Below are 19,658 nucleotides of genomic sequence, written 5' to 3' on the forward strand. Positions count from 1 at the left end.
ACCGAGCTTGAATGAATGGGCACCTTGAGTCTACCAACGCAGCGCCTGGCACCGCCGATTCCCCTGAGGGCTGGTATACCCCTCGGCAATAGGCTTGCTTACAGAAGCGGGCCGAGGAAGACAGCGAGGTTCCAGGCATTGTGTCGTGGTCTCGAGAGCACAGGTTCTTCTGCGCCTATGGACCTGCTGCAGCTGTTGCTTTTTCTTTGCTGCGGGCGGCGTCGACGCCGATGAGGGTTGCTGCCAGGGCAGCGAGTGTGAATGCACTGCCAACGAGGAACGCCGAAGTGACACCTTCGGTCATCACGACATTGGCACTTGCCCCGGAGGCCTCGGCGGCGCGGGTGGCGGTGCCGAAGACGGTGACGAGGATGGCCAGTCCGAGTGCACCGCCGATCTGCTGGAAGGCCTGGAGCATGCCTGAGGCAGCCCCTGAATCTCCCGGGGGCACGTTTGAGACGATGATGATGTTCAACGGTACGACGCTGAAGCCCACTCCGGCGCCGAAGAGGATCATCGGGCCCAGGACGCTGATGAGGTAGCCGGATTCAGTGCTGAGCAGTGTCAGCCACAGCGATGCAGCGCTGATCACTGTGACACCGATCGCCGCGATCGGTTTGGGCCCCGTCCGGGGTGCCAGCTTGGTGACAATCTGTGCGCCCAGGAGCACCGAGGCCGCCATGGGGAGGAAAGACACACCGGTCAGCAGGGGTGAGTGTTCCAGGACTTCTTGGAGGAACTGGACCAGGAAGAAGAACATGGCGAACAGGGTCGCGGGTACCAGCAGCATGTTGAGGAACGCTGCGGCACGGCTGCGGTCAGCGAACAGGCGCAGCGGCATGACCGGCTGGACGGCCTTGCGCTCGATGAGCACGAAGAGTCCTAGCAGCAGCACCCCACCGATGAAGCAGCCGATGGTGATCGGATCGGCCCATGCTCCTTCGGCAGCACGCAGGAACCCGTAGACCAGCCCACCCAGACCGAGCGTGGAGGCCAGCGCTCCCGCCAGGTCGAATCGGCCCCGGTTCCGTGGCGCCTCCACCAGCGTAAGCGGAGCGAGGACAGCAACTAACACTCCGATGGGAACGTTGATGAGCAGAACCCAGCGCCAGTCGGCGAGGTAGACGATCACGCCTCCGACGAGCAGCCCCAGGGCCATCGCTGAACCGGTGACCGATGAGTAGATCGCCAGCGCACGGTTGCGCCGGTCACCCTGCTCGAAATGGGTCATCAGCAGAGCCAAGGTGCTAGGGCCAGCCAGGGCCGCACCGACCCCTTGCAGGGCGCGGGCGGCGATGAGCATCTCAGCCGAAACCGCCAGCCCACCCATCAGCGAGGCGAGAGTGAAGACCAGCACCCCGAGGATGAAGACCCGCCGCCGCCCAAGGATGTCGCCTGCGCGTCCGCCGAGCAACAGCAGTCCTCCGAAAGTCAGCGCGAAGGCGTTGATCACCCACGCCAACCCGGCCGAGCTGAATCCTAGGTCGGAACGGATGCTAGGCAGTGCGATGTTCAACACGGTGATGTCGAGCATGAGAATCATCTCGACCCCGACGATCACCGCCAGCGTCAACGCCGGCCAACGTGGCATCCCATGCTCGGAGTGTCTCTGCTGTGAAGTCGGTGTAGGGGTTGCGGCCACGAGCTTCTCCTGACTTCCCTCAGTAGTGTACGTATACGTCCACTATATAGTGGACGCTGGCGTCCACTGATGTCAAGATCGTAGACTCGTGGTGTGAAGCATCGGGCGTAGGGAAGGCGGCAACTAGGATGCCTCAGGATGTCGGGACATCGACTAAGAGCGAGGGTCCTTTCTCGCGGCGTCGCGGCGAGGAGCTTCGTCAGGCGATCTTCGCTGCAGTCTTCGATCAATTGCGCACAACGGGCTATGCGCGCCTGACCATGGAAGGGGTGGCCGCAGCCGCAGGCACCGGCAAGTCAGCCTTGTACCGGCGCTGGCCTGATCGAGACGCCCTGGTGCGCGAAGCGCTCGCTGAAGCGCTACCTGACCCCTCTGCCACGACACTAACCGGTGAAACCCGCAGCGATCTGCTCGCACTTCTTAGCCTCCTGCAAGAGGTGTTCAACCGTTCCAGTGGAACCGTCTTCCAGGTTCTGGCCTCCGAGGTAGGCACGGACACTGATTTCATGCGTTCCCTGGTCCACCACCATGTAGTCGAACCCTGCACCGAACGCATCGGTGAAGTTCTGCATGCGGCGACCCCGCCCGCAGCCACCCCGTCTCGTGAGATGCAACTACTCGCCCAGGTCGGCCCGGCGATGCTCACCCACCACTGCCTCTCAGGGAATACCACGATCCCCGATGACTACCTAGCAGAGGTCGTCGATCTACTGCTCATGCATCTGCGTAGAGCATGAGCGGCAACAAAGTGTTCAAGCAAAGACTTCTCCACCTCCGCGATGTCCATCCAGCATGAGTTTCTCTGGGTCGTTATGGACGGGGGCTGCACTTTCGCCGACGCTGTCGCGCAAGTAGACCAGGATCTCGGGTTCTTCATGCATCCGGGCGAAGAACTTCCCAGAAACACTGAGCACCGGGGCCCTACCGACGATCAGTCCACTCACCTCGGATAGCACCGTAGCCAGTTGGTCGACACTGCTCTCAATGCTCATGGTCGGTGCGGCCTGTCACGATGGTGACCCGACCAGGCAGTGCATCGCTAAAAGTGTAGTTGTCCTCTCGCACGCCTCGTAGAAGGACTTTCCCGTTCTGAGGGCGAGGCGAAGCCGGATGAAGGCGGTGAGCGGATAACCAAGCTTGGCGGGGTTGATCACTACGGTCTCCCCATGGATCACGCTGGCCTCGGTGATCTGTGACGCGTGGAACGACCCGACAGCCTGCCTGGCCCCAGCAGTTCGGCTCGTCTTACCTGCCGCCGAGCCCGGTGATGAGCACTCGGGCACCCTCGGTGGCCTGGCGCCTACGTTCGGTGTGCTGGTCCTCGGGTGCGGCGGTGACCCATCGGGAGGCGTCGACGAGGGCGCCGTTGATCAGCACCGCCGGTGCTTCGGGCGGGACTGTGGTGGGGATCAGTTCGGCGGTTTGACCTGCTTCGATGAGGCGGGCGATCGAGGCGATGCATGCGGCCGTGGAGGTCTCCACCGCGTGGGGCAGCACTGCGGGGGCGTCATGGAAGAGGAGCTGCTGGACCTCGGGTGCTTGGGTTAGTTCGATGTATGCCGCGCCGCGTTCGGCCAGGGCGGCGAGTGGGTCGGGTGCCTGGGCGGTGATCTGGTCCAGTTCGGTGTCGATCTCGGCGTCGACGGCGGCCACCACCGCGGCGAAGAGGCCAGACTTGCCGCCGAAGTGGTGGTACAGCGCACCACGGGTCAGACCGACCGAATCGGTCAGCTGGTCCATCGATGTCGCCGCGTACCCGACCGTGCCGAAGAACTGCCGACCCGCGTCCAGGAGCAGGCGGCGGGTCTCATCGAGCATCTGTTCGCGCGTTCGCCGGGTCATGACACCTCCTTCGACCACGCTAATTGACATACGTAGCGTAGGTCAACTAGCGTCATTCACATACGACACGTATGCAGATGGCGTCGATGGGCGTCGGGAGGAGGATATCGTGTTCACGCATTACCGGTCCTTGTTCGCACGCCCGGGCACGGTGTCGATGACGCTCGCAGCGCTGTTGGCGCGGATGCCGCTGTCGATGGTGGCGGTGGGTCTGATCACGATGATCGCTCAAACCCATGCCAGCTACGCCCTCGCCGGCGCGGTGGCGGCAACCTATGCGCTGACGGCGGCGCTGGCGACCCCGCAGGTCGGACGGCTGGTCGACCGGAATGGGCAGCGCCGGGTGGTGCCGGTGGCGGCGCTGGTGAGCGTGACGGCCCTCGCTGTGCTGGCCGGGATCTCGGCCACCGGTGGCCCCAAGGCGTTGCTGTTCGTCTTCGCCTTCGTCGCCGGGAGCACCCCCAGCGCCCCGGCGCTGGTGCGCTCGAGGTGGAGCCACCTGCTCGGCGACGGCGACCAGGTGCACACTGCCTACTCCTGGGAGACCGTGCTCGATGAGGTGTGTTTCATCCTGGGTCCTCCGGTGGCGATCGGGTTGAGCGTGGCGCTGTTCCCCCCAAGCTGGACCGCTGGCAGCCGCGGTGTTCATGCTCGTCGGCGCCCTGTGGCTGGCCGGTCAACGCGCCACCGAACCCCCAGCCGCCGGGTCGGGAACCACCGCGCGCACCGGAGAGCGGACGGGGGCGTTGCAGGTGGTCCGGCAACCGACCGTAGCCGCGGTCGTGGTGGTGATGATCGCCTTGGGCGTGATCATCGGCACCGTCGACGTCGTCTCTGTGGCTTTCGCCGAACAACAGGGCAGTCCCGCCCTGGCCAGCGTCGTGCTCTCGATCTACGCGCTGGGCTCATGCCTGTCGGGATTCGTCTTCGGCACCCGCACCCTCGCCTGGCCGCTGGGGCGGCTACTGCGCATCGGGCTGATCGCCACCGCACTGACGACCCTGCCACTGCTGGTGGTGACCTCAATCACCAGCCTGTCGGTCGCGGTGTTCATCGCCGGAGTGTTCTTCGCCCCCACCATGATCCTGGCCGCCCAACTGATCGAGAAGAACACCCACACCGGCTCCCTGACCGAGGCGCTGACCTGGTCCACCGCCGGACTCGGACTCGGCACCGCGATCGGCCCGGCCACCGCCGGGCCCCTCATCGACACCCACGGCGCCTCCACCGGCTTCTGGGTCGCCGTAGCAGCCGGCGCGGTGCTACTCGTACTCGCAGCAGTCACGGGGCGAGCACTCACTGTCCAGACCGAGGAGGCCGCGCCATGACATCACACCCGCGGGCGGGCCGTCGCAGGCGAGGAGTACCGCATCACCGCAGTCTGCCGCGTACCGGCGCCCGTGCGACGATCGTCGCGAGCGAGCAGTCACCAGGCGTCGTGCAATGGGCTGCAGCCACCATGACCGCGCTCGGGCTGATCGTCTGCGCTGTCGCCGTCACGACGCCCCGACGCCTCCCAGACAGTCGTAGGTCCGGCGGTCATGACGACCGTGGTGAAACTGAAGCGGGGTCCACGGCGCAGCTTGAACGGCAAGCCCAGTCACCGCCGGCCGAGTAGCTCCCAACTGGTGGGCCAGTCGAGCCGAGGTGCTCGCTCAATTCCACCGCGAAACCACCACCTACAAAGAACTGCAACACCACGCCGAAGTCGTGACGATCAACCACAACATCACCCAGGAGCAGGCACAAGAGTCCTTCACCGTCTTCCTGTTCACCGTGTGGGGCTGGATCGCCTCCGAGAAACTCTGCGCCGAACAACCTGGCCACCAGAGAATCTTCACCGCCATGCTCGACACACTCACCCGCGGACTCCCTACGTCACCGAGTCACTGATAGTGCACAGACGACACACCGGCAAGTCCCTGAATACACGACTGTTCAACGGTGGACAGCAGTCGACACCACCTTTGAGGCGATGCCGTGTGGCGTCACCGGTAGACACCAGGATGTGGTTGACTCCGAGCAGGGCGGCTCCGTTGTGTGCGCGTCCGAGACGCCACAGAGCGAGACTCTTACAGATCACTAGGATGATCGCACCTGGTCCACCATCCGCGTCAGCACGCGGATAAGTCTCCGCGCGTTCTATAGGGTGATCTGGAGCCCGTCGACAGCACCCAGATCTCCTCATCCGAGGAACTGAAAGACACCAACATGAAGAAGGATCTCCGATACCGCCACCGTTAGGGTGCACTCGTCGTGGACTATCCGTATCACCGTCGGAACATTCTCGGTATCAGCCCGGTGCCGCTGACCAGCAGTCCTCAATTCTTCATGATCGGCGGTGTACCACGCTCGGCCGGGCTCTATCGGCTCCGAATCACTCATCGTGGCCCCCTCCCCTGCCATGTCCCAAGTACTCGATCAACCAGATGGGACAGGACCGCCGGACCGTTGGTTTCCACCCCACCAGAGGTGAGTCGATCCGCCGGTAGTGATGAGCCAGCACCCGCCTATGCGCCTCGGTCAGGTTCTCCTCTCGTCGACACGGGCCCTCATAGAGTCTCATCGCCAACCTCCTCGGGCTCATCGTTGGCCAGCCGTTCAATAGAGCTCACCACCGAGTTGAGCCGAAAATGTTCAAAGAACACAGGGTCCTCAGGATCATCGAACCAGACCCACGGACGTTCCCCGACCTTTGGCAACCATTGCACCCGGTTGATCTTCAACGGCTGGCCATCAAAAGGCATCGCACCCGACTTCGACTCTTCAGACGGAAACCTGGTGTATTCCCAAGCATCCAGATCCCAGATGTGCTGACTGCCCGCTGTGGTGACCAACCAGCTCCCAGAGTCTCCAGCGCTGAGCTCCTCGACGGTCTCACCAGTAGTGTTGAACTCAGACACTGCGCCCACTCCTAGCGTTTTCGCTTCCTCCCGGCGCCAGCCGCTCCGTCTGGCCTCACCGAGCCGTGACCACCACTGTTCCGGCCGCCGGAGGCGCCTCCGAGAAATGTGACGTGGGAGATCTTGGGAGAATGCCAGCAGAAGTGTGGGAAATTGCTTGGGAGGGCTCAGGTGAGGTCACCAAATGTGCTGGTCAGCGGCTCGCCGTCACTTCCGAGAACAACCCAGAGCGGCCAAGAGACTGCTACTGCCCGGACGCCGCCCGTCCGAATCTGGCAGTCTCCTGTTCGACTCGGCGGATCATCTCCTCATGAGCCTCGGTGAGGTGTTCGATCTCGTCGAGCATCTCGGAGAGTTCACTGAGATGCCGGCGGCGGTGCACGTTGACCTCGGAGCGGTAGATCCGCCGATGCTCTGGGGCACTTTGAGACTCTGTCAGCGCCTCAGCCTGACGGCGGGCGGTGATCGCTGAGACAGTGCGGGCGCTCAGGGGATGGTGTTCTTCGACCCACCCGTGTTTGTCGACGCTCGGAACCAATGCCGGAGCCAGCCGCCACTCCCGTCCGGGGTCGGTCAGGCAGATGTGCCGGGCCGGACTGTGTTTAGCGCGGATCATCTCGGCACGGACGATGCCCCTCCCCCATTTCCGATAGGTACCCAGGGTGGACAGCCAGCCGATCACCGCGCACCCGGGACAGGACAACGGAGCCTGAGCCATTGGCACCTCAGCGCCACGCAGGATCAATCGCTTGTCGGTGATGACGTCCTGATGCGTCATCAGGCGCAGCTCGTCCCGAGTCATGCCCACTGCAGCGGCGACCAGCACGAAGGCGTCGCGGCCTCCACGCAAGCCCGATACCCACCCGGATCGAGGCGTAGTCGCCAATGACTGGGTCAACGACCCCCACTGCTGACCCTGTCGCCAAGCCGGCTGTGATCCGATCAATTCAATGCGTTCTGCTCGTCGCCGTTGGTGTCCGAGTCGGGCGAAGATGGCGCGCGACCTACTCACCTGGGTGGCGGCTGCGACCGGCACATCGTCGAAGAACTCCTGATGGAGGGTGTCGACCTCGCGTCCAGTGGCGATGCACCAGTCGCGGTAGATCTGCCAGTGATCAGAGGCCAAGATCTGCGGCCGCGTTGTCGATCAACGGGGAATGCTCACGGTCGTAGCGGTCGACCAGGGCATCCGAAGAGTGTCGGGTCTGCCGTCGGACTGCCCGGTGGTCGGCACCGTTGCGACGGGCCTGGGTGACGAACCCCGCTCGAAGTGAGTGGAAGCCAATCGGTCCGATGAGTCCAGTTTCGGCTGCGCGGCGCTGGACCATACGGTGCAGTCCGTCTCCACTGATCGGTCCGGCCATGTTCCCTCCTCTGCGGATGATGCGCAGCACCGGTGCCTGAGCGTTGTCGTGCCGTGCGGCGGTATCGCAGATGTGCTTCTGGCGCTGATCGAACGCCGGGGTCTCGAAGACTGCGGCCATCGCCTCGGCACGGGAACTCAGAGCTGCGCGGCTGGCGCTCATCCAGCGTAGGTAGGCACACGGCGGGCAAGTCTGGGGGTTTTCCCCGCGCGGCATGACCACCCTCGCTCCATATCCGGCTTGACCCCCCTTGGACTGCGGGATGGTGACCAGCAGTCCGACCTCCGGGTCGTGGCGGACATGGCCCTGCAGCATCGCGGCCATTTCAGATCGTCGCATCGCGGAGGCGAAGCCGCCCAGCAGCACGAAGGTGTCTCGCAGTCCGGCCAGGCCAGCGGGCCAGCTGGAGGAGTCGATGTCGCTGATGATCGAGCGGATGTCAGCAAGCAGCAGAGGGCGCATCTGCCGGGTCTGTGAGCCCAGGGCTCGGCGTATGCCGCGCATGACGTTCTCGACAGCCGGGTGTTTGGTCGGCGGCGAATGACCGGCGGCGGTGTGGGCGTATCCGATGGCGACCAGATGGCGCTCGATCGTTGCCGGTCGATATCCGGAGTCCTCGCCCCCGAGGGCCATCGAGGCGGCGTAGGATCGGACGGTCTCGACGGCGGCAGGCATCGGCTCGACTCCCGCGGAGGAGCACCAGGCGGTGAACCTCCGCCAATCAGAGGCGTAGAGCCGCCGGGTCTGTTCGGACAGGGAGTTCGCTGCTGCCAGCTGGGCCGCCTCGGCCAGCATCGCCATCGCGTGCTGGGAGTTCAGGCGGTCCAAGCCCGCTGCGGCAGGCTCCAGTGTGCCGGTGGTCATGACTCCACGGTAAAGGGCTCTGCTGTGAAGCGCTCAGATCTGCGGCTGGCTGAGCTCGCCGCGCATCACCTTCAGCATCAGGTCCTCGGTGACCACCGGGACCGGGACCAGCCAGCCAGCCAGCCATAGCCGCGCAGGTACTCTTCGTCGATCCCGACAGCGCGCATCTGAGGGCTGGGAAGCATGTGGCCATCTGAGCCGTAGACCTTCGACCCATCGGTCCATCGCATCACCTGGTGACCGGCCATCTGGTTCTTCTCAGTGCGTTCGACGCCTCGGGCGAGGACCTCGACGATCTCTGCGGAGGCACAGGCGTAGGACAGTCCCTCGTCGAAGTCCTCATCAGCGACGATCTCCCCGATCGGGGTCACTCGGTAGAGGTCTCCGTGACCGGCTGCGGCGGCGAAGAACTCGGCGAAGTCCGCGTCGGGGGTGATGAAGACCGCCGGAGTCTCTGGATGCATCCCCAGGGTCTGAGCGCCAGCGGACTCGGTCGGGTCCTGCCAGTGCTTCTTGTCCAGGATCGCACCGACCTCCAGTCCCGGGACTCCACCGTGGAAGAACGTCTGTGTCTTCACCCGCTCCGCCTCGGTTTGGTCGTGCTGCTCTTTCATCCGAAACCCTTCCATGGCTCACACTGTGTTTTGGCCGTCACTCTGCTGATCAGCCTCTCGTCAGATGAGATTACCGCCGCAGGTCAAACGGGGCTCCGACATCCGACTGACACATCTCAACGCGGTGCAACAGGCAGTTGGCCTGTGATCAACCGCTGAGTGAGATCCGCATCGACTATCTCAAGCGGGGGCAGGAACCCATACCCTCGCAGATGCTCGCGAGTGATTCCCATGGACTGCATCTCGGGGCTGGGCAGCATGTGTCCTTCGTCGTCATAGACACGGCCTCCACGGGCCCAGGTTATCGCCCTATGGCCTGCCATCTGGTTCTCACGGGTCTTCGCCACTCCGCGCTGGACGACATCGATGATCTCGGCGGAATCACAGGAATAGGACAGACCCCTCTGGAAGTCGGGGTCCTCCCGAAGATCACCAAGTGGCACAACTTTGTAGAGGTCACCCAGCCCGGCCTCAGCGCTGAAAGACTCGGCGAACTGCTGGTCAGGAGTGATGAACACCGCCGGCTCTCCGGAGGGCATTCTCAGTTTCCGCCCCGCGGCGGTGGCATGTGGGTCCTGCCAATGCTTCTTGTCCAGCACATCGCCTACGCTGAGTCCGGCAGCACCGCCATGCCAGAACTCCTGCGACTTCAAGCGTTCCTGCTCGGCGCGCTCCTGCTGACGCTCCTTCTTCCTTCTCGAACCCTTTCCCACGGATAGCACCGCCTCTCTGTCGCGTCCCAGGTGACCAGCCTATCGCCGCCCGGATGTGGGGGTAGGTCAGATAAGGCCCATTATCGGGGGTTTCGATGCGCAGGGGCTGAAGTGAGCTCTCCAGACGCTGTGGCAGCGGGCGGAGGTCGTCTCGACGTCCCACGTATCGCAGACTCGCGGTAAGTTCCGTGACCGCGTTCAGGTGAGTCCGCCGCCGTAGAGAAACCCGAATGCCGGAGCTCGTCGCGGTCACGGGGCGACGACATGCGCGGCCGACACGGATCCCACATCTGCCAACAGATGCCGGACACTGTGGGAGTGTCAGATCAAACGAAGCCACCGGATGAGAACGAAGGACAAACCATGAACGTCAAGAAGGCTCTGAGCACCCCGAAGTTCTGGATCATCGCCGTTTCGCTGACACTGCTGGTGTTCGCTACGACCGCTGCCGAGCCATTCAGCCTGTTCGCTTGGATCTCCTGGACCGCCCTCCTGGCCGCCATCGCCGCAGTCGCCTATGACTCTGCGGTCCCGGCCCCAGCCTCAGCATCCCGCTGACAGCCCACAGGGTTCCCGCTGAACCGACTCGGCCGCCTCACCGCTGTGATTGAACAGTCGGTGAGGCGGCCGGTTCGGTCTGAGGCCTATCGCCCCTCGTGGTCAGTCCTGACGGGAACGGATCCTGGCGAGCCCGTCGGGGCTTTGAGGTTGCGCAGTCTCTCGCTGCCGACGGATTCGCTTCCGACTCGGCAGGGGGTTCAGGCATCAGGTCCTCATCGATGACATCGACATCCACGACATCATCGTCGGTCGACGACTGAGACGGCTGCGCCGCGATCTGCTGAAGCCTGAGGCGTGTCCATGATGACGCCCGTCCGCTCCCTCGCCTCGAAGCTGCACCTCGGCCACACGTCGTACATCCGAGAGGATCCACTCCTGCTGTGGGCTGGAGATACATGCGCCGGCGAGAGTGGCTAGGGTGTCGGACGTGGTCAGGCAACGTCGGCAGCAGAGGTGAACCTGGCTTCACCGGAAGCAGCCCAAACCAGGGTGTCCCACTTTTGTCACACTTTTCGGCGTGATCCAGCGGGATTTGGAGGGCATTGTAGGGAATACCTAGACTGGCGCAGAAGAGCGATCTGGCGGGCCAAGACGCCTCGTTTCGGGCTTCTTGGGAGAACTTCATATAGCAGAGGCCCTCCTCACTGTTTCTGCACGCGTCTCCCGTTAAACACACTCAACGTGATTACTCTCACCTACGTTTTCAACCTCTGCGAAACATCGCCGCACTACGCTGTTGCGCATGTCCACACCAGACTCCCCGTCCGAAGCAGCATCACCCCGCAGCTCGGACACCTCTCATGAAAATGACGGCGCTACCGCACCGTCCCACCATTCCAATAATGTCCAGCCTCTGGCCGGGCAGGTGATTCCACACTCGGCCGCAGAGGATGTCCTGGGCATTCTTATCGGCACCTTTATGGCCGCCCTGGGCCTGTACCTGCTGGAGCAGGCCGAGGCGGTCAGCGGCGGGACCGCGGGACTGGCTCTGCTGCTGACCTTCGGCACTCCGCTGAGTTTGGCCTGGCTGTTCTTCCTGGTCAATATCCCGTTCTTCGCCCTGGCGGTATGGCGCAAGGGCTGGAAGTTCACCCTGCGCACGGTGCTGGCAGTAGGCATCGTCTCGGTATTCACCGCGATCTGTGAACAGTTCTTCCCGGTCCCGGAGATGAACCAGATCTTCGGCGTGGTCGCCGGCAATGTGCTGGTCGGCGTGGCACTGCTGGCAGTGTTCCGGCACGGCAGCACGCTGGGCGGGTTCAACATTGTGGCGGTGATTGCCCAGGAGCAGTTCAACCTTCGGGCCGGCTATGTGCAGATGGCCCTGGATATCAGCGTCATTCTGCTGGCCTTCACCGTGATCGCCCCGCAGAACGTGCTGCTCTCGGCCGGTGGTGCGGTGATTATGAATATCATCTTGGCCTTCAACCACCGTCCCGGCCGTTACCGTGCTTAGCTGAACCGCATGGGGTTAAAAAGCTCAACCGGGTGCTTCGTCTTACCGTGTTCGACCAGATCGGCGAGGATCTCTCCCACTACCGGTACGAATTTGAATCCATGCCCGGAGAACCCGCAGGCAATCGCCACCTGCTCATGCTCCGGGTGAGATCCGATCACAAAGTGCTCATCGGGGGTCACGGAGTACAAGCAGGTCTTTGCGGTGACCACCGGATAGCCCAGGTGCGGGAAGAGCTGTCGAGCCCGGTCAAGCATCCGCTGGTTCTCTTCCTCGGCCACCTCCCGGTTCACCGTCTGTGCTGTGGTGGGGGTGCCCAGCCGGAAGAAACCGAGTTTGAACCCGCCGGCAGACCCGTCAGTCATGGGGAAGCCGTAGATCTGAAGGTTGTCGTAGGTCTGCTCCACATACACCGGGTGCTCACGTTCGTCCCAGGCGGGCTGCGGCACTGCGGAGAAGTCCGGGGTGAACCAGTGGAAGACCATGCGTTCGATGCTCAGCGGCAGGCGCAGCTCCGGCAGCAGTTGGGGTGCCCAGGCTCCGGGCGAGATGATCAGTCTGTCAGCTCCGTAGTGCCCGACCGGGGTCCGCACTTCAACTCCCCCACCGGCAGCAGCTCCCCACCAGGTCACCGGTTCGCCGAACTTCAGCACCGCGCCCTTTTGAGCAGCGACCTCCGCATTGGCGATCACTGTCTGTTCAGGGCGCACATACCCGGCATTGTCCTCATAGAGGCCCAGAGCGTCCTCGTGCGGCTCGAAGGTGGGGAAGCGGGAGCGGATCTGGGCTGCGGTGAGCACCTGGTGGTCCAGGCCCCACTGTTCGGCGGCCGCCTTGGACCCGGCGAAAGTCTTGGACTCCGGATGCCCAATGTAGATGCCGCCGCACAGCTCCATCAGCTTCCGGCCGGACTCCTCCTCGAGCTGGCGGAAACCGCTGTAGGCGGAAAAAAGCAGTGGCACATAGGCCGGATCCTCGAAATAGGACTGCCGGATGATTCGAGTGCCCCCGTGAGCGGAGCCCTGATCATGGCCGGGCTGGTAGGTCTCAAGTCCCAACACCCTGAAGCCGCGGCCGGCCAGCTCATTGGCTGCGGCCGCTCCCATGGAGCCCAGGCCGATGACGATTGCCTCGAAGGACTCCACCTCAGCCACGCATCCTCTCCCCGCTGGGGTCATAGAGCGGCTCCGCGGTCACCGTACCAGCGTACCGCTGGCCGAAGTAGGCTGCCTCTACCCGGGTTCCGGGGGCGCTGAGCTCCACCGGCAGCCAAGCGTAGGCGATTGAGGCTCCCACGGTGTACCCCTGGTCGGCACTGGTGACATATCCGGCCACATCCAGCTCACCCTCCGGGTAGACCGGTTCATGACCCATCAGCACCTGCGCCGAGTCATCCAGTACCAGGCAGCAGAGCTTCTGGACGGGCTGATCTGCTCCGAGCTCGGCCAACCGTTGTGCTGCCGGACCTCGCACGGCAAAGTCCACGCCGGCCTCGGCTGGAGTGTGTTCGCGGGTCATGTCCTGGCCGTAGAGCCGGAAGCCCTTCTCCAGGCGAAGCGATTCAAATGCACGCCGCCCCACCGGCAGGATTCCCTGCTCCGCCCCGGCCTCGAAGAGCGCGTCCCAGAGGAAGCCACCGAACTCAGCCGGCGTGTAGAGCTCCCACCCCAGTTCGCCCACATAGCTGAGCCGCAGTGCCAAGGCCGGCACCCCGGCAACGGATATCTCCTGGGCCCGGTAGAAGCGGAATGCCTCGTTGCTGAGGTCGGCCTCGGTCAGTACGCTAAGCACCTCGCGCGCCTTCGGCCCCCACAGGCCCAGCCCGCAGGAACCAGAGCCGGCGTCCTCGATCCTTACCTGTTGCCCCAGCTCGGCTGCCCGACCGCGCAGCCAGGCGATGTCCTGATTCCCATTGATGCCCAGGTGGTAACCATCGGGCAGTGTGACCACGGTGATATCGGAGAGGATTCCGCCGCGCTGGTCCAGCAGCAGCCCGTAAACCACAGTGCCGGGCTTCTTGCCCACCGGGCGGGAGAGCAGGGTGTTCAGCAGTTCAGCGGCGTCCGGACCAGTGACCGTGGCCCGTGGCAGTGAGGACATATCGACGACGCCGACTCCATCTCTGAGCGCCCGGGCCTCCACCGCCACGGTGGGGCTCCAGTGCTGGGCCGACCACTCATCTCTGACCGGCAGCGAGATATCACCCAGCATAGGGGTGTCGCGATCTGCGTTGGAGTCGAACCAGAGCGGGCGCTCCCAGCCGTTGGCCGAGCCGAAGACTGCCCCGAGCTGCTGCTGCCGCTCATAGAAGGGTGAGATGCGCAGTCCGCGCAGCCGCAGGGTGGAAGCCTTGGGATGGATGATGTCGTAGACCTCGTCATAAGACTCCTCGCCCTGCTCGCGCGCCCACCGGGCGGAGACCAGCCGGGGATCGAAACGTGAAAGATCCAACCCGGTGGTCTCGATGCCGGGATCCCCGGTGGTGATCCAGTCGGCCATCACCTCACCCACTCCAGCGGACTGGGTGACCCAGACCGCCTGTGCCATCCACAGGCCCTTGATCTCCGGCACCGGGCCCAGCAGCGGGCCGCCGTCAGGGGTGAAGGAGAAGATGCCGTTGAAGCTCTGGGATGTCTCCAGCGAGGCTCCGCGCAGCCAGGGCACCAGTTTCTGGGCCTCTGCCCAGGTGGGCGCATAGTCCTCCTGGGTGAAGGGATGCACGGCAGGGTGGACCCCGGTGGCGGCGAACTCCTCGGGGCTTGCGATCTGCTGTGGCGCTACTGGAATAGGCCGGTGTTCGTAGGCTCCGATGGCGATCTGGCTGCCCCATTCGCGGAAGTACATGGCGTGATCCTGGTGGCGGATCATCGGGCGGATGACCTCTTCTGCCTCAGCGATATGCGCCAGCTGGGGCAGCGGGGTGCTGCACCCGAATCCGTGCTCCACCGGCAGCATCGGGATCTCATATCCCAGCAATTCGCGGCTCAGCCCGGGCCCCCACAGTCCGACGGCGGTGACGACGATATCGGCCTGCAGGGTCTGAGGCTCGGCACCGGCGGCCGCCCCCACCGGAAGGGTTCGCACCCCGGTGACCGTGGACTCCTCGATGCGCAGTCCCACCACTTTGGTGTTCGGCAACAGGGTCGCGCCCCCGGACTGGGCACGGCGAGCCTGGAACTCTACGGCGCGCACGCCTTTGACGATGGCGTCTGTGGGAGTGTGCAGTCCGCCCAGAATGTGCTCGGCAGCCAGGCCGGGCCAGAGCTCGGCGACTTCCGCTGGGCTGATCAGCCGGGAGGGGATGCCCCAGGACTCAGCGAAACCGTGGCGCCGGGAGAGTTCGCGGAGGCGCTGGACGGTGGTGGCGATCTCGATGCCGCCCACCTGTTTGGCGATCCACCGGCCGTCAATCTCGAGTCCGTCGAGCTTGTCCAGGGTGCGCTGAGCCAGCTGGGACATTGCTCTGCTGGGCCCGGTCTGGAAGACGAAGCCTGGGGCGTGCGAGCTGGATCCACCGGTGACGTAGAGCGGCCCTTGGTCGATGGCGGTCACCTTGGTCCAGCCGCGCAGCACCAGCTCATCCGCCAGTGCCGCACCGACCACGCCCAGGCCGATGATCACGGTGCGAGGTCCAGCCATTGCAGCTCCTCTCCCCTCAGATGAATCGCTATACGCAACATCATGTGCATAACGCAACTAGCGTATGCAGCAGAGCCAGGGAGCGACAACCCCACAGACCGCCGGAGGGAGAAATTTACCTGCCCGCAACACCGGTGCTCACCACACCCAGTTTGGCCTCAAGCTGATCGGCCGCCTGGCGCAGCACCTGGATATGCTCGGCGAAGGAGGACTCCGGCAGCCGGAAGGCCGGGGCCGTGGTGGAGAGTGCGGCCACCACCGCACCCTCGGGACCGTGCACCGGCACCGCCAGCGCATTGATCCCCTCCTCCCACTCGGTCACCGCAGACGCCCAGCCCCTGTCCAGCACGATTTCCAGCTCATCGGCCAGCAATGCCGGGTCGGTGATGGTGGAGGAGGTGAACGCCTCCAGTGGCGCGTTGAGAATCAGGCGCTGCTCGGCCGGGTCGGCATGGGCCAGCAGAATCTTGCCGGTGGAGGTGGCGTGCAGTGGGCCGCGCTGACCCACATACTGCCGGGCGACCCCGACCATCCGCTCCCCCTCGGTCTGGGTGATGGTCACCGCGGCATGCTGGTCGAGGATGGCCACATTGACCGTTTCATTCAGCTCAGCGGCCGCGACTGCGCAGCAGGATTGGGCATCCCGGGTAAGGTCGATCCGGCCGGTGACCGCATTGGCCATCCGGAGCAGCCCGAAGCCCAGCCGATAAGCACCGCGAGCACTCTCCTGCTCCACCAGATCGTGGGACTCCAGGGTGACCAGCAGGCGCAGCGCGGTGGAGCGGTGCACGCCCAGCTCGCGGGCTATCGCGCTGATGGTTAGCGAGGGCTGCTCGCGCAGCAGGGAGAGGATCCGAGCTGCCCGGTCCACCGACTGCACCGAATGCGCATCTGTCCCCGCTGCCATTCCCGCACCTTTCCATGTTTCGTTCCCGTGAATTCTTGCTCACTGCGGCCGCGTGGGGTTGACGCACCCCAGGCTGGACCGCGATTCTTCTCTCAACACTGTTGTGCAGAACGAACAGCGTTGCACTATAAACAACATTACCATGTGGTGATGTGACCCGATGGGAGGGGATCAGCACATATGTCCCTCAGAGTCTGCTCCATAGATGATCTGACTCCCGGCGAAGGGCTGCGTATCGATGCGGTCAGCCCGCCGATCGCGGTGTTCCTCACCGAAGACGGTGAGGTCTACTGCCTCGATGACACCTGCAGCCATCAGGATGCCTCTCTAGCATCCGGCTGGGTAGAGGACTGCAGGGTGGAGTGCCCCCTGCATGAGAGTACCTTCCATCTGGCCACCGGGCAGGTGGACCAGCCTCCGGCCAAGCGGAGCGTACGCGCCCACCAGGCCCAGGTGCTCGACGGCGAGGTGTACGTGGAGCTCTCCACCGCAGAACCGGTTCTCCCTCCGGGGGTGAGGGTTCCATGATGACATCAGGCTCGGCGCCACAGCTCTCCTTAGATCCTGATGACCGTCTGCTCATCATCGGTGCCGGACTCGCCGGCTACCACACCGCCCGCGGAGCACGCCTGAACGGGCACCAGGGGCAGATCACCATTCTGGGCGCAGAGCACCGGCTGGCCTATGACCGGCCCGCACTGAGCAAGGCGTATCTGACCGGTGCGGTCTCCGAAGACGACCTCGCCCTGGACGATCCCGATCAGCCGCTGGACGCCCAGTGGGTTCCCGGTGCCGATGTCATTGCGCTCTCCGCGGTGCCGCTGGGCGTTCACACACTCACCGGAGAGTTCTGGGCCGCCGATGCCGTGGTGATCGCCACCGGGGCCGGTGCCCGCACCCTGCCGCAGACCAACCCCGATGACGAGGTCGCCCGCCCCTATCTGCTGCGCAGTATGGACGATGCCGCCGCCCTGCGCGCCACCTGCCTTCAGGGACTGGGGGTGGCAGTGGTGGGCGGCGGCTTCCTGGCGCTGGAGGCCGCCGCCACCTGCACCCAGCGCGGGGCCGAGTCGGTCACCGTCATCGCCGGTGAGCAGCATCCTGGTGCCACCCGGCTCGGCACACCGGTGGGCCGAGCCCTGCGGTCGGTGCACGAAGCCCATGGGGTGCGCTTCGCTTCAGCCGCCCGGGCCGTCTCGGTCACCAGCACCACTGCCGGACACACCGTTCACCTGGCTGATGGCAGCGCCGTGGCCGCCGATGTGGCCATCCTGGCCTGCGGTGCGGTACCGGCCACCGGCTGGCTGCAGGGCGGGCCGCTGCACCTCTCCCCTGCCGGAGCGGTTCTCTGCGATGACTTCGGCGCCACCGGCATCGCCGGGGTGTGGGCCGCCGGAGACTGCGCCGAATGGGCTTCTCAGAGCAAAGGTCTGCGCCCAGTAGGGCACTGGCAGGAGGCCCTCGAGCAGGCAGCCGTGGTGGCCGCCCACCTCACCGGGGCAGAGCCGCAGCCGATGCAGGAACCCTATTTCTGGTCCGATCAGTACGATCTTCGCCTGCAGGGTGCGGGTCGGATCGCCGCTGCCGATGAGGTACGCGTCCTGGAAGGCTCCGCGGAGACCGGCGATCTGCTGATCAGCTATCTGCGCGGGGGCACAGAGGTCGGGATTCTGGGATTCAACCGGCTGCGCGAGGTCAAACGCTGGCGCAAGCAGCACCAGATCAGGAAAGCCCAGACCGTGGCCGCCTAGAACCCGTCCCCTCCCGCTCGCGTCGTATCCGAACCCCGTGCCTGAAAGTGAGGCAGCTGCACCGATGATCATCGACCACCTGGACGATCCGCTGCCAGGCTCCAGCCTGCGCCCCACACCCACCGGCGCCGCCTACACCGACCGGGAAGTCTTCGCCCGGGAACAGGCCGATATCTTCGAGAAGATGTGGAACTGTGTGCTGCGCGCAGACGCCATCAGTTCCCCCGGCGAGTGGAAGAAAGTCACTGTCGGCCGCGAGGAGCTGATTGTGGTGCGCACGCGCAAGGCCGGGGTCAAGGCCTACTACAACGTCTGCCGGCACCGGGGAATGCGCGTCTGCACCGGGGATGAGGGCAAGGCGAAGAAGCTGCAGTGCGGCTACCACGCCTGGACCTATGCGCTGGAGGGCGAGCTGGTGGCTGCCCCGAATCTCACTGCCATGCCGGATGTGGACCGTGAGGAATACGGCTTGAAGCCGGTGCATGTGCGCCAATGGCTCGGCTATGTGTGGGTCTGCCTGGCCGGTGGTGACAGTACCGCTGAGCCGCCGGACTTCGATACCGAAGTGCTCGGCGAGGTGCGCACCCGCTTCGGCCAAGTGGAGTCGATCGACAACTACGGAATCGAGAACCTCAAACTAGGCCAGACCAAAACCTACGATGTGGCGGCCAACTGGAAGCTGATCATTGAGAACTTCATGGAGTGCTACCACTGCGCGACCATCCACCCGGAGCTGACCGAGGTGATCCCGGAGTTCGCCGACGGTCTGGCCAGCCAGCGGAAGAACGGCGAGGTCCACGGCTCCAGCTTCGGCGAGGACATCCAGGGGTTCACCGTGGACGGCTCCGCTGGGGTCGCCGCCCTGCCGGCGATCGCCCCGAACCAGGACCGCAAGTACTATGCGATCACCGTCAAGCCCCAAGTGTTCATCAACACCGTGCCGGACCATGTGATCATCCACCGGATGTTCCCGGTCTCCGAACAGCGCACCATAGTGGTCTGCGACTGGCTGTTCCTGCCCGAGGTCATCGAGGGCGTGGCTGAGGGCCGATATGACATCAGCAAATCGGTGGAGCTGTTCCATCGGGTCAATCTGCAGGATTTCGAAGCCTGCGAACTGACCCAGCCGTCGATGTCCTCCACTGCCTATGCCCGCGGCGGTGCGCTGGTGCCCAGCGAGCATCATATCGAGGAGTTCCACACCTGGTGGCAGAGCACCCTGGCACTGCTGGAGTCCGCGGAAATGCACCAGGTGCGCGTAGGCTGAACGACATGATCAGTCTCTTTGATCTTTTTAGTGTGGGGGTGGGTCCTTCGTCTTCGCATACGGTGGGGCCGATGCGGGCTGCCCGCCGGTTTGTGGTGGAGCATCTGGTCACGGAGTCTTTTATGACCGGGGGCC

At 64.4% G+C, this 19,658-nt stretch carries 20 protein-coding genes and 1 pseudogene; 10 read left to right on the forward strand and 11 right to left on the reverse strand.

The window, feature by feature from the left end:
• Positions 1 to 175: 175 nt before the first annotated feature.
• Complete coding sequence (locus tag F0311_RS02825) at positions 176 to 1,642, reverse strand: MFS transporter (protein WP_223881092.1); 1,467 nt, start codon at positions 1,640 to 1,642, stop codon at positions 176 to 178.
• Positions 1,643 to 1,770: 128 nt separating this feature from the next.
• On the opposite strand from F0311_RS02825, the gene F0311_RS02830 reads away from it, so the two are divergent.
• Positions 1,771 to 2,379, forward strand: coding sequence for a TetR/AcrR family transcriptional regulator (locus tag F0311_RS02830; RefSeq protein WP_150460450.1), 609 nt, complete (start codon positions 1,771 to 1,773; stop codon positions 2,377 to 2,379).
• Between the two features lie 15 nt (positions 2,380 to 2,394).
• Here F0311_RS02830 and F0311_RS02835 read toward each other — a convergent pair whose 3' ends face one another.
• Positions 2,395 to 2,634, reverse strand: a complete 240-nt coding sequence (locus tag F0311_RS02835; protein ID WP_150460451.1) for a hypothetical protein — start codon at positions 2,632 to 2,634, stop codon at positions 2,395 to 2,397.
• Positions 2,635 to 2,887: 253 nt separating this feature from the next.
• The gene (locus F0311_RS02840) at positions 2,888 to 3,484 is read right to left on the reverse strand and encodes a TetR/AcrR family transcriptional regulator (RefSeq protein ID WP_223881093.1); all 597 of its coding nucleotides are present in this window, start codon (positions 3,482 to 3,484) and stop codon (positions 2,888 to 2,890) included.
• A 220-nt stretch (positions 3,485 to 3,704) separates the two neighbouring features.
• Between F0311_RS02840 and F0311_RS18930 the strand changes: the two are divergent.
• The 3 genes and pseudogenes from F0311_RS18930 to F0311_RS02850 form a co-directional block, all read left to right on the forward strand.
• A pseudogene (locus tag F0311_RS18930) lies at positions 3,705 to 4,040 on the forward strand (MFS transporter); the annotation flags it as partial.
• Between the two features lie 91 nt (positions 4,041 to 4,131).
• The gene (locus F0311_RS18355; RefSeq protein WP_223881094.1) at positions 4,132 to 4,812 is read left to right on the forward strand and encodes an MFS transporter; all 681 of its coding nucleotides are present in this window, start codon (positions 4,132 to 4,134) and stop codon (positions 4,810 to 4,812) included.
• Between the two features lie 319 nt (positions 4,813 to 5,131).
• Positions 5,132 to 5,377, forward strand: coding sequence for a hypothetical protein (locus F0311_RS02850; RefSeq protein ID WP_150460452.1), 246 nt, complete (start codon positions 5,132 to 5,134; stop codon positions 5,375 to 5,377).
• Between the two features lie 659 nt (positions 5,378 to 6,036).
• Here F0311_RS02850 and F0311_RS02855 read toward each other — a convergent pair.
• The 5 genes from F0311_RS02855 to F0311_RS02875 all read right to left on the reverse strand — a co-directional run bounded on the left by F0311_RS02855 (position 6,037) and on the right by F0311_RS02875 (position 9,942).
• Entirely contained in the window at positions 6,037 to 6,387 is a 351-nt protein-coding gene (locus F0311_RS02855; RefSeq protein ID WP_150460453.1) for a hypothetical protein, read from the reverse strand.
• A gap of 244 nt (positions 6,388 to 6,631) precedes the next feature.
• Positions 6,632 to 7,513 carry a hypothetical protein gene (locus F0311_RS02860; protein ID WP_150460454.1) on the reverse strand — a complete coding sequence of 294 codons (882 nt, stop codon included), beginning with the start codon at positions 7,511 to 7,513 and terminating at the stop codon, positions 6,632 to 6,634.
• Positions 7,503 to 8,615: a site-specific integrase gene (locus F0311_RS02865; RefSeq protein ID WP_150460455.1), complete on the reverse strand. Its 1,113-nt coding sequence runs from the start codon at positions 8,613 to 8,615 to the stop codon at positions 7,503 to 7,505. Before F0311_RS02865 ends, F0311_RS02860 begins: the two co-directional genes overlap by 11 nt.
• A 77-nt stretch (positions 8,616 to 8,692) precedes the next feature.
• On the reverse strand, positions 8,693 to 9,229 hold the full coding sequence (locus F0311_RS02870) for a hypothetical protein (RefSeq protein WP_150460456.1): 537 nt from the start codon (positions 9,227 to 9,229) through the stop codon (positions 8,693 to 8,695).
• A 116-nt stretch (positions 9,230 to 9,345) separates the two neighbouring features.
• Complete coding sequence (locus F0311_RS02875; protein ID WP_150460457.1) at positions 9,346 to 9,942, reverse strand: hypothetical protein; 597 nt, start codon at positions 9,940 to 9,942, stop codon at positions 9,346 to 9,348.
• Positions 9,943 to 10,305: 363 nt separating this feature from the next.
• On the opposite strand from F0311_RS02875, the gene F0311_RS02880 reads away from it, so the two are divergent.
• A complete protein-coding gene (locus F0311_RS02880) occupies positions 10,306 to 10,500 on the forward strand; it encodes a hypothetical protein (protein ID WP_150460458.1) in 195 nt (64 codons plus the stop codon).
• A gap of 745 nt (positions 10,501 to 11,245) precedes the next feature.
• The gene (locus F0311_RS02885) at positions 11,246 to 11,959 is read left to right on the forward strand and encodes a YitT family protein (RefSeq protein ID WP_150460459.1); all 714 of its coding nucleotides are present in this window, start codon (positions 11,246 to 11,248) and stop codon (positions 11,957 to 11,959) included.
• Here the strand turns inward: F0311_RS02885 and solA are convergent.
• From solA to F0311_RS02900, 3 genes are all read right to left on the reverse strand, one after another.
• On the reverse strand, positions 11,956 to 13,113 hold the full coding sequence (solA, locus tag F0311_RS02890) for an N-methyl-L-tryptophan oxidase (protein ID WP_223881095.1): 1,158 nt from the start codon (positions 13,111 to 13,113) through the stop codon (positions 11,956 to 11,958). The genes F0311_RS02885 and solA overlap by 4 nt on opposite strands.
• The gene (locus tag F0311_RS02895; RefSeq protein ID WP_150460461.1) at positions 13,106 to 15,598 is read right to left on the reverse strand and encodes a GcvT family protein; all 2,493 of its coding nucleotides are present in this window, start codon (positions 15,596 to 15,598) and stop codon (positions 13,106 to 13,108) included. Before F0311_RS02895 ends, solA begins: the two co-directional genes overlap by 8 nt.
• A 115-nt stretch (positions 15,599 to 15,713) precedes the next feature.
• A complete protein-coding gene (locus F0311_RS02900) occupies positions 15,714 to 16,505 on the reverse strand; it encodes an IclR family transcriptional regulator (RefSeq protein WP_150460462.1) in 792 nt (263 codons plus the stop codon).
• Positions 16,506 to 16,685: 180 nt separating this feature from the next.
• Here F0311_RS02900 and F0311_RS02905 point away from each other — a divergent pair, with 180 nt between their 5' ends.
• The 4 genes from F0311_RS02905 to F0311_RS02920 all read left to right on the forward strand — a co-directional run.
• Positions 16,686 to 17,033 (forward strand): bifunctional 3-phenylpropionate/cinnamic acid dioxygenase ferredoxin subunit, encoded by a 348-nt coding sequence (locus tag F0311_RS02905; RefSeq protein ID WP_150460463.1) that lies wholly within the window; start codon positions 16,686 to 16,688, stop codon positions 17,031 to 17,033.
• Positions 17,030 to 18,256, forward strand: coding sequence for an NAD(P)/FAD-dependent oxidoreductase (locus F0311_RS02910; RefSeq protein WP_150460464.1), 1,227 nt, complete (start codon positions 17,030 to 17,032; stop codon positions 18,254 to 18,256). The genes F0311_RS02905 and F0311_RS02910 overlap by 4 nt, the downstream gene beginning before the upstream one ends.
• A 37-nt stretch (positions 18,257 to 18,293) precedes the next feature.
• Positions 18,294 to 19,523 carry an aromatic ring-hydroxylating oxygenase subunit alpha gene (locus tag F0311_RS02915; RefSeq protein WP_317982542.1) on the forward strand — a complete coding sequence of 410 codons (1,230 nt, stop codon included), beginning with the start codon at positions 18,294 to 18,296 and terminating at the stop codon, positions 19,521 to 19,523.
• Positions 19,524 to 19,528: 5 nt separating this feature from the next.
• Positions 19,529 to 19,658: serine dehydratase beta chain (locus F0311_RS02920; protein ID WP_150460465.1), on the forward strand; the 130-nt coding region annotated here is incomplete at its 3' end.

The sequence above is a fragment of the Nesterenkonia ebinurensis genome (assembly GCF_008711175.1).
Lineage (GTDB): Bacteria > Actinomycetota > Actinomycetes > Actinomycetales > Micrococcaceae > Nesterenkonia > Nesterenkonia ebinurensis.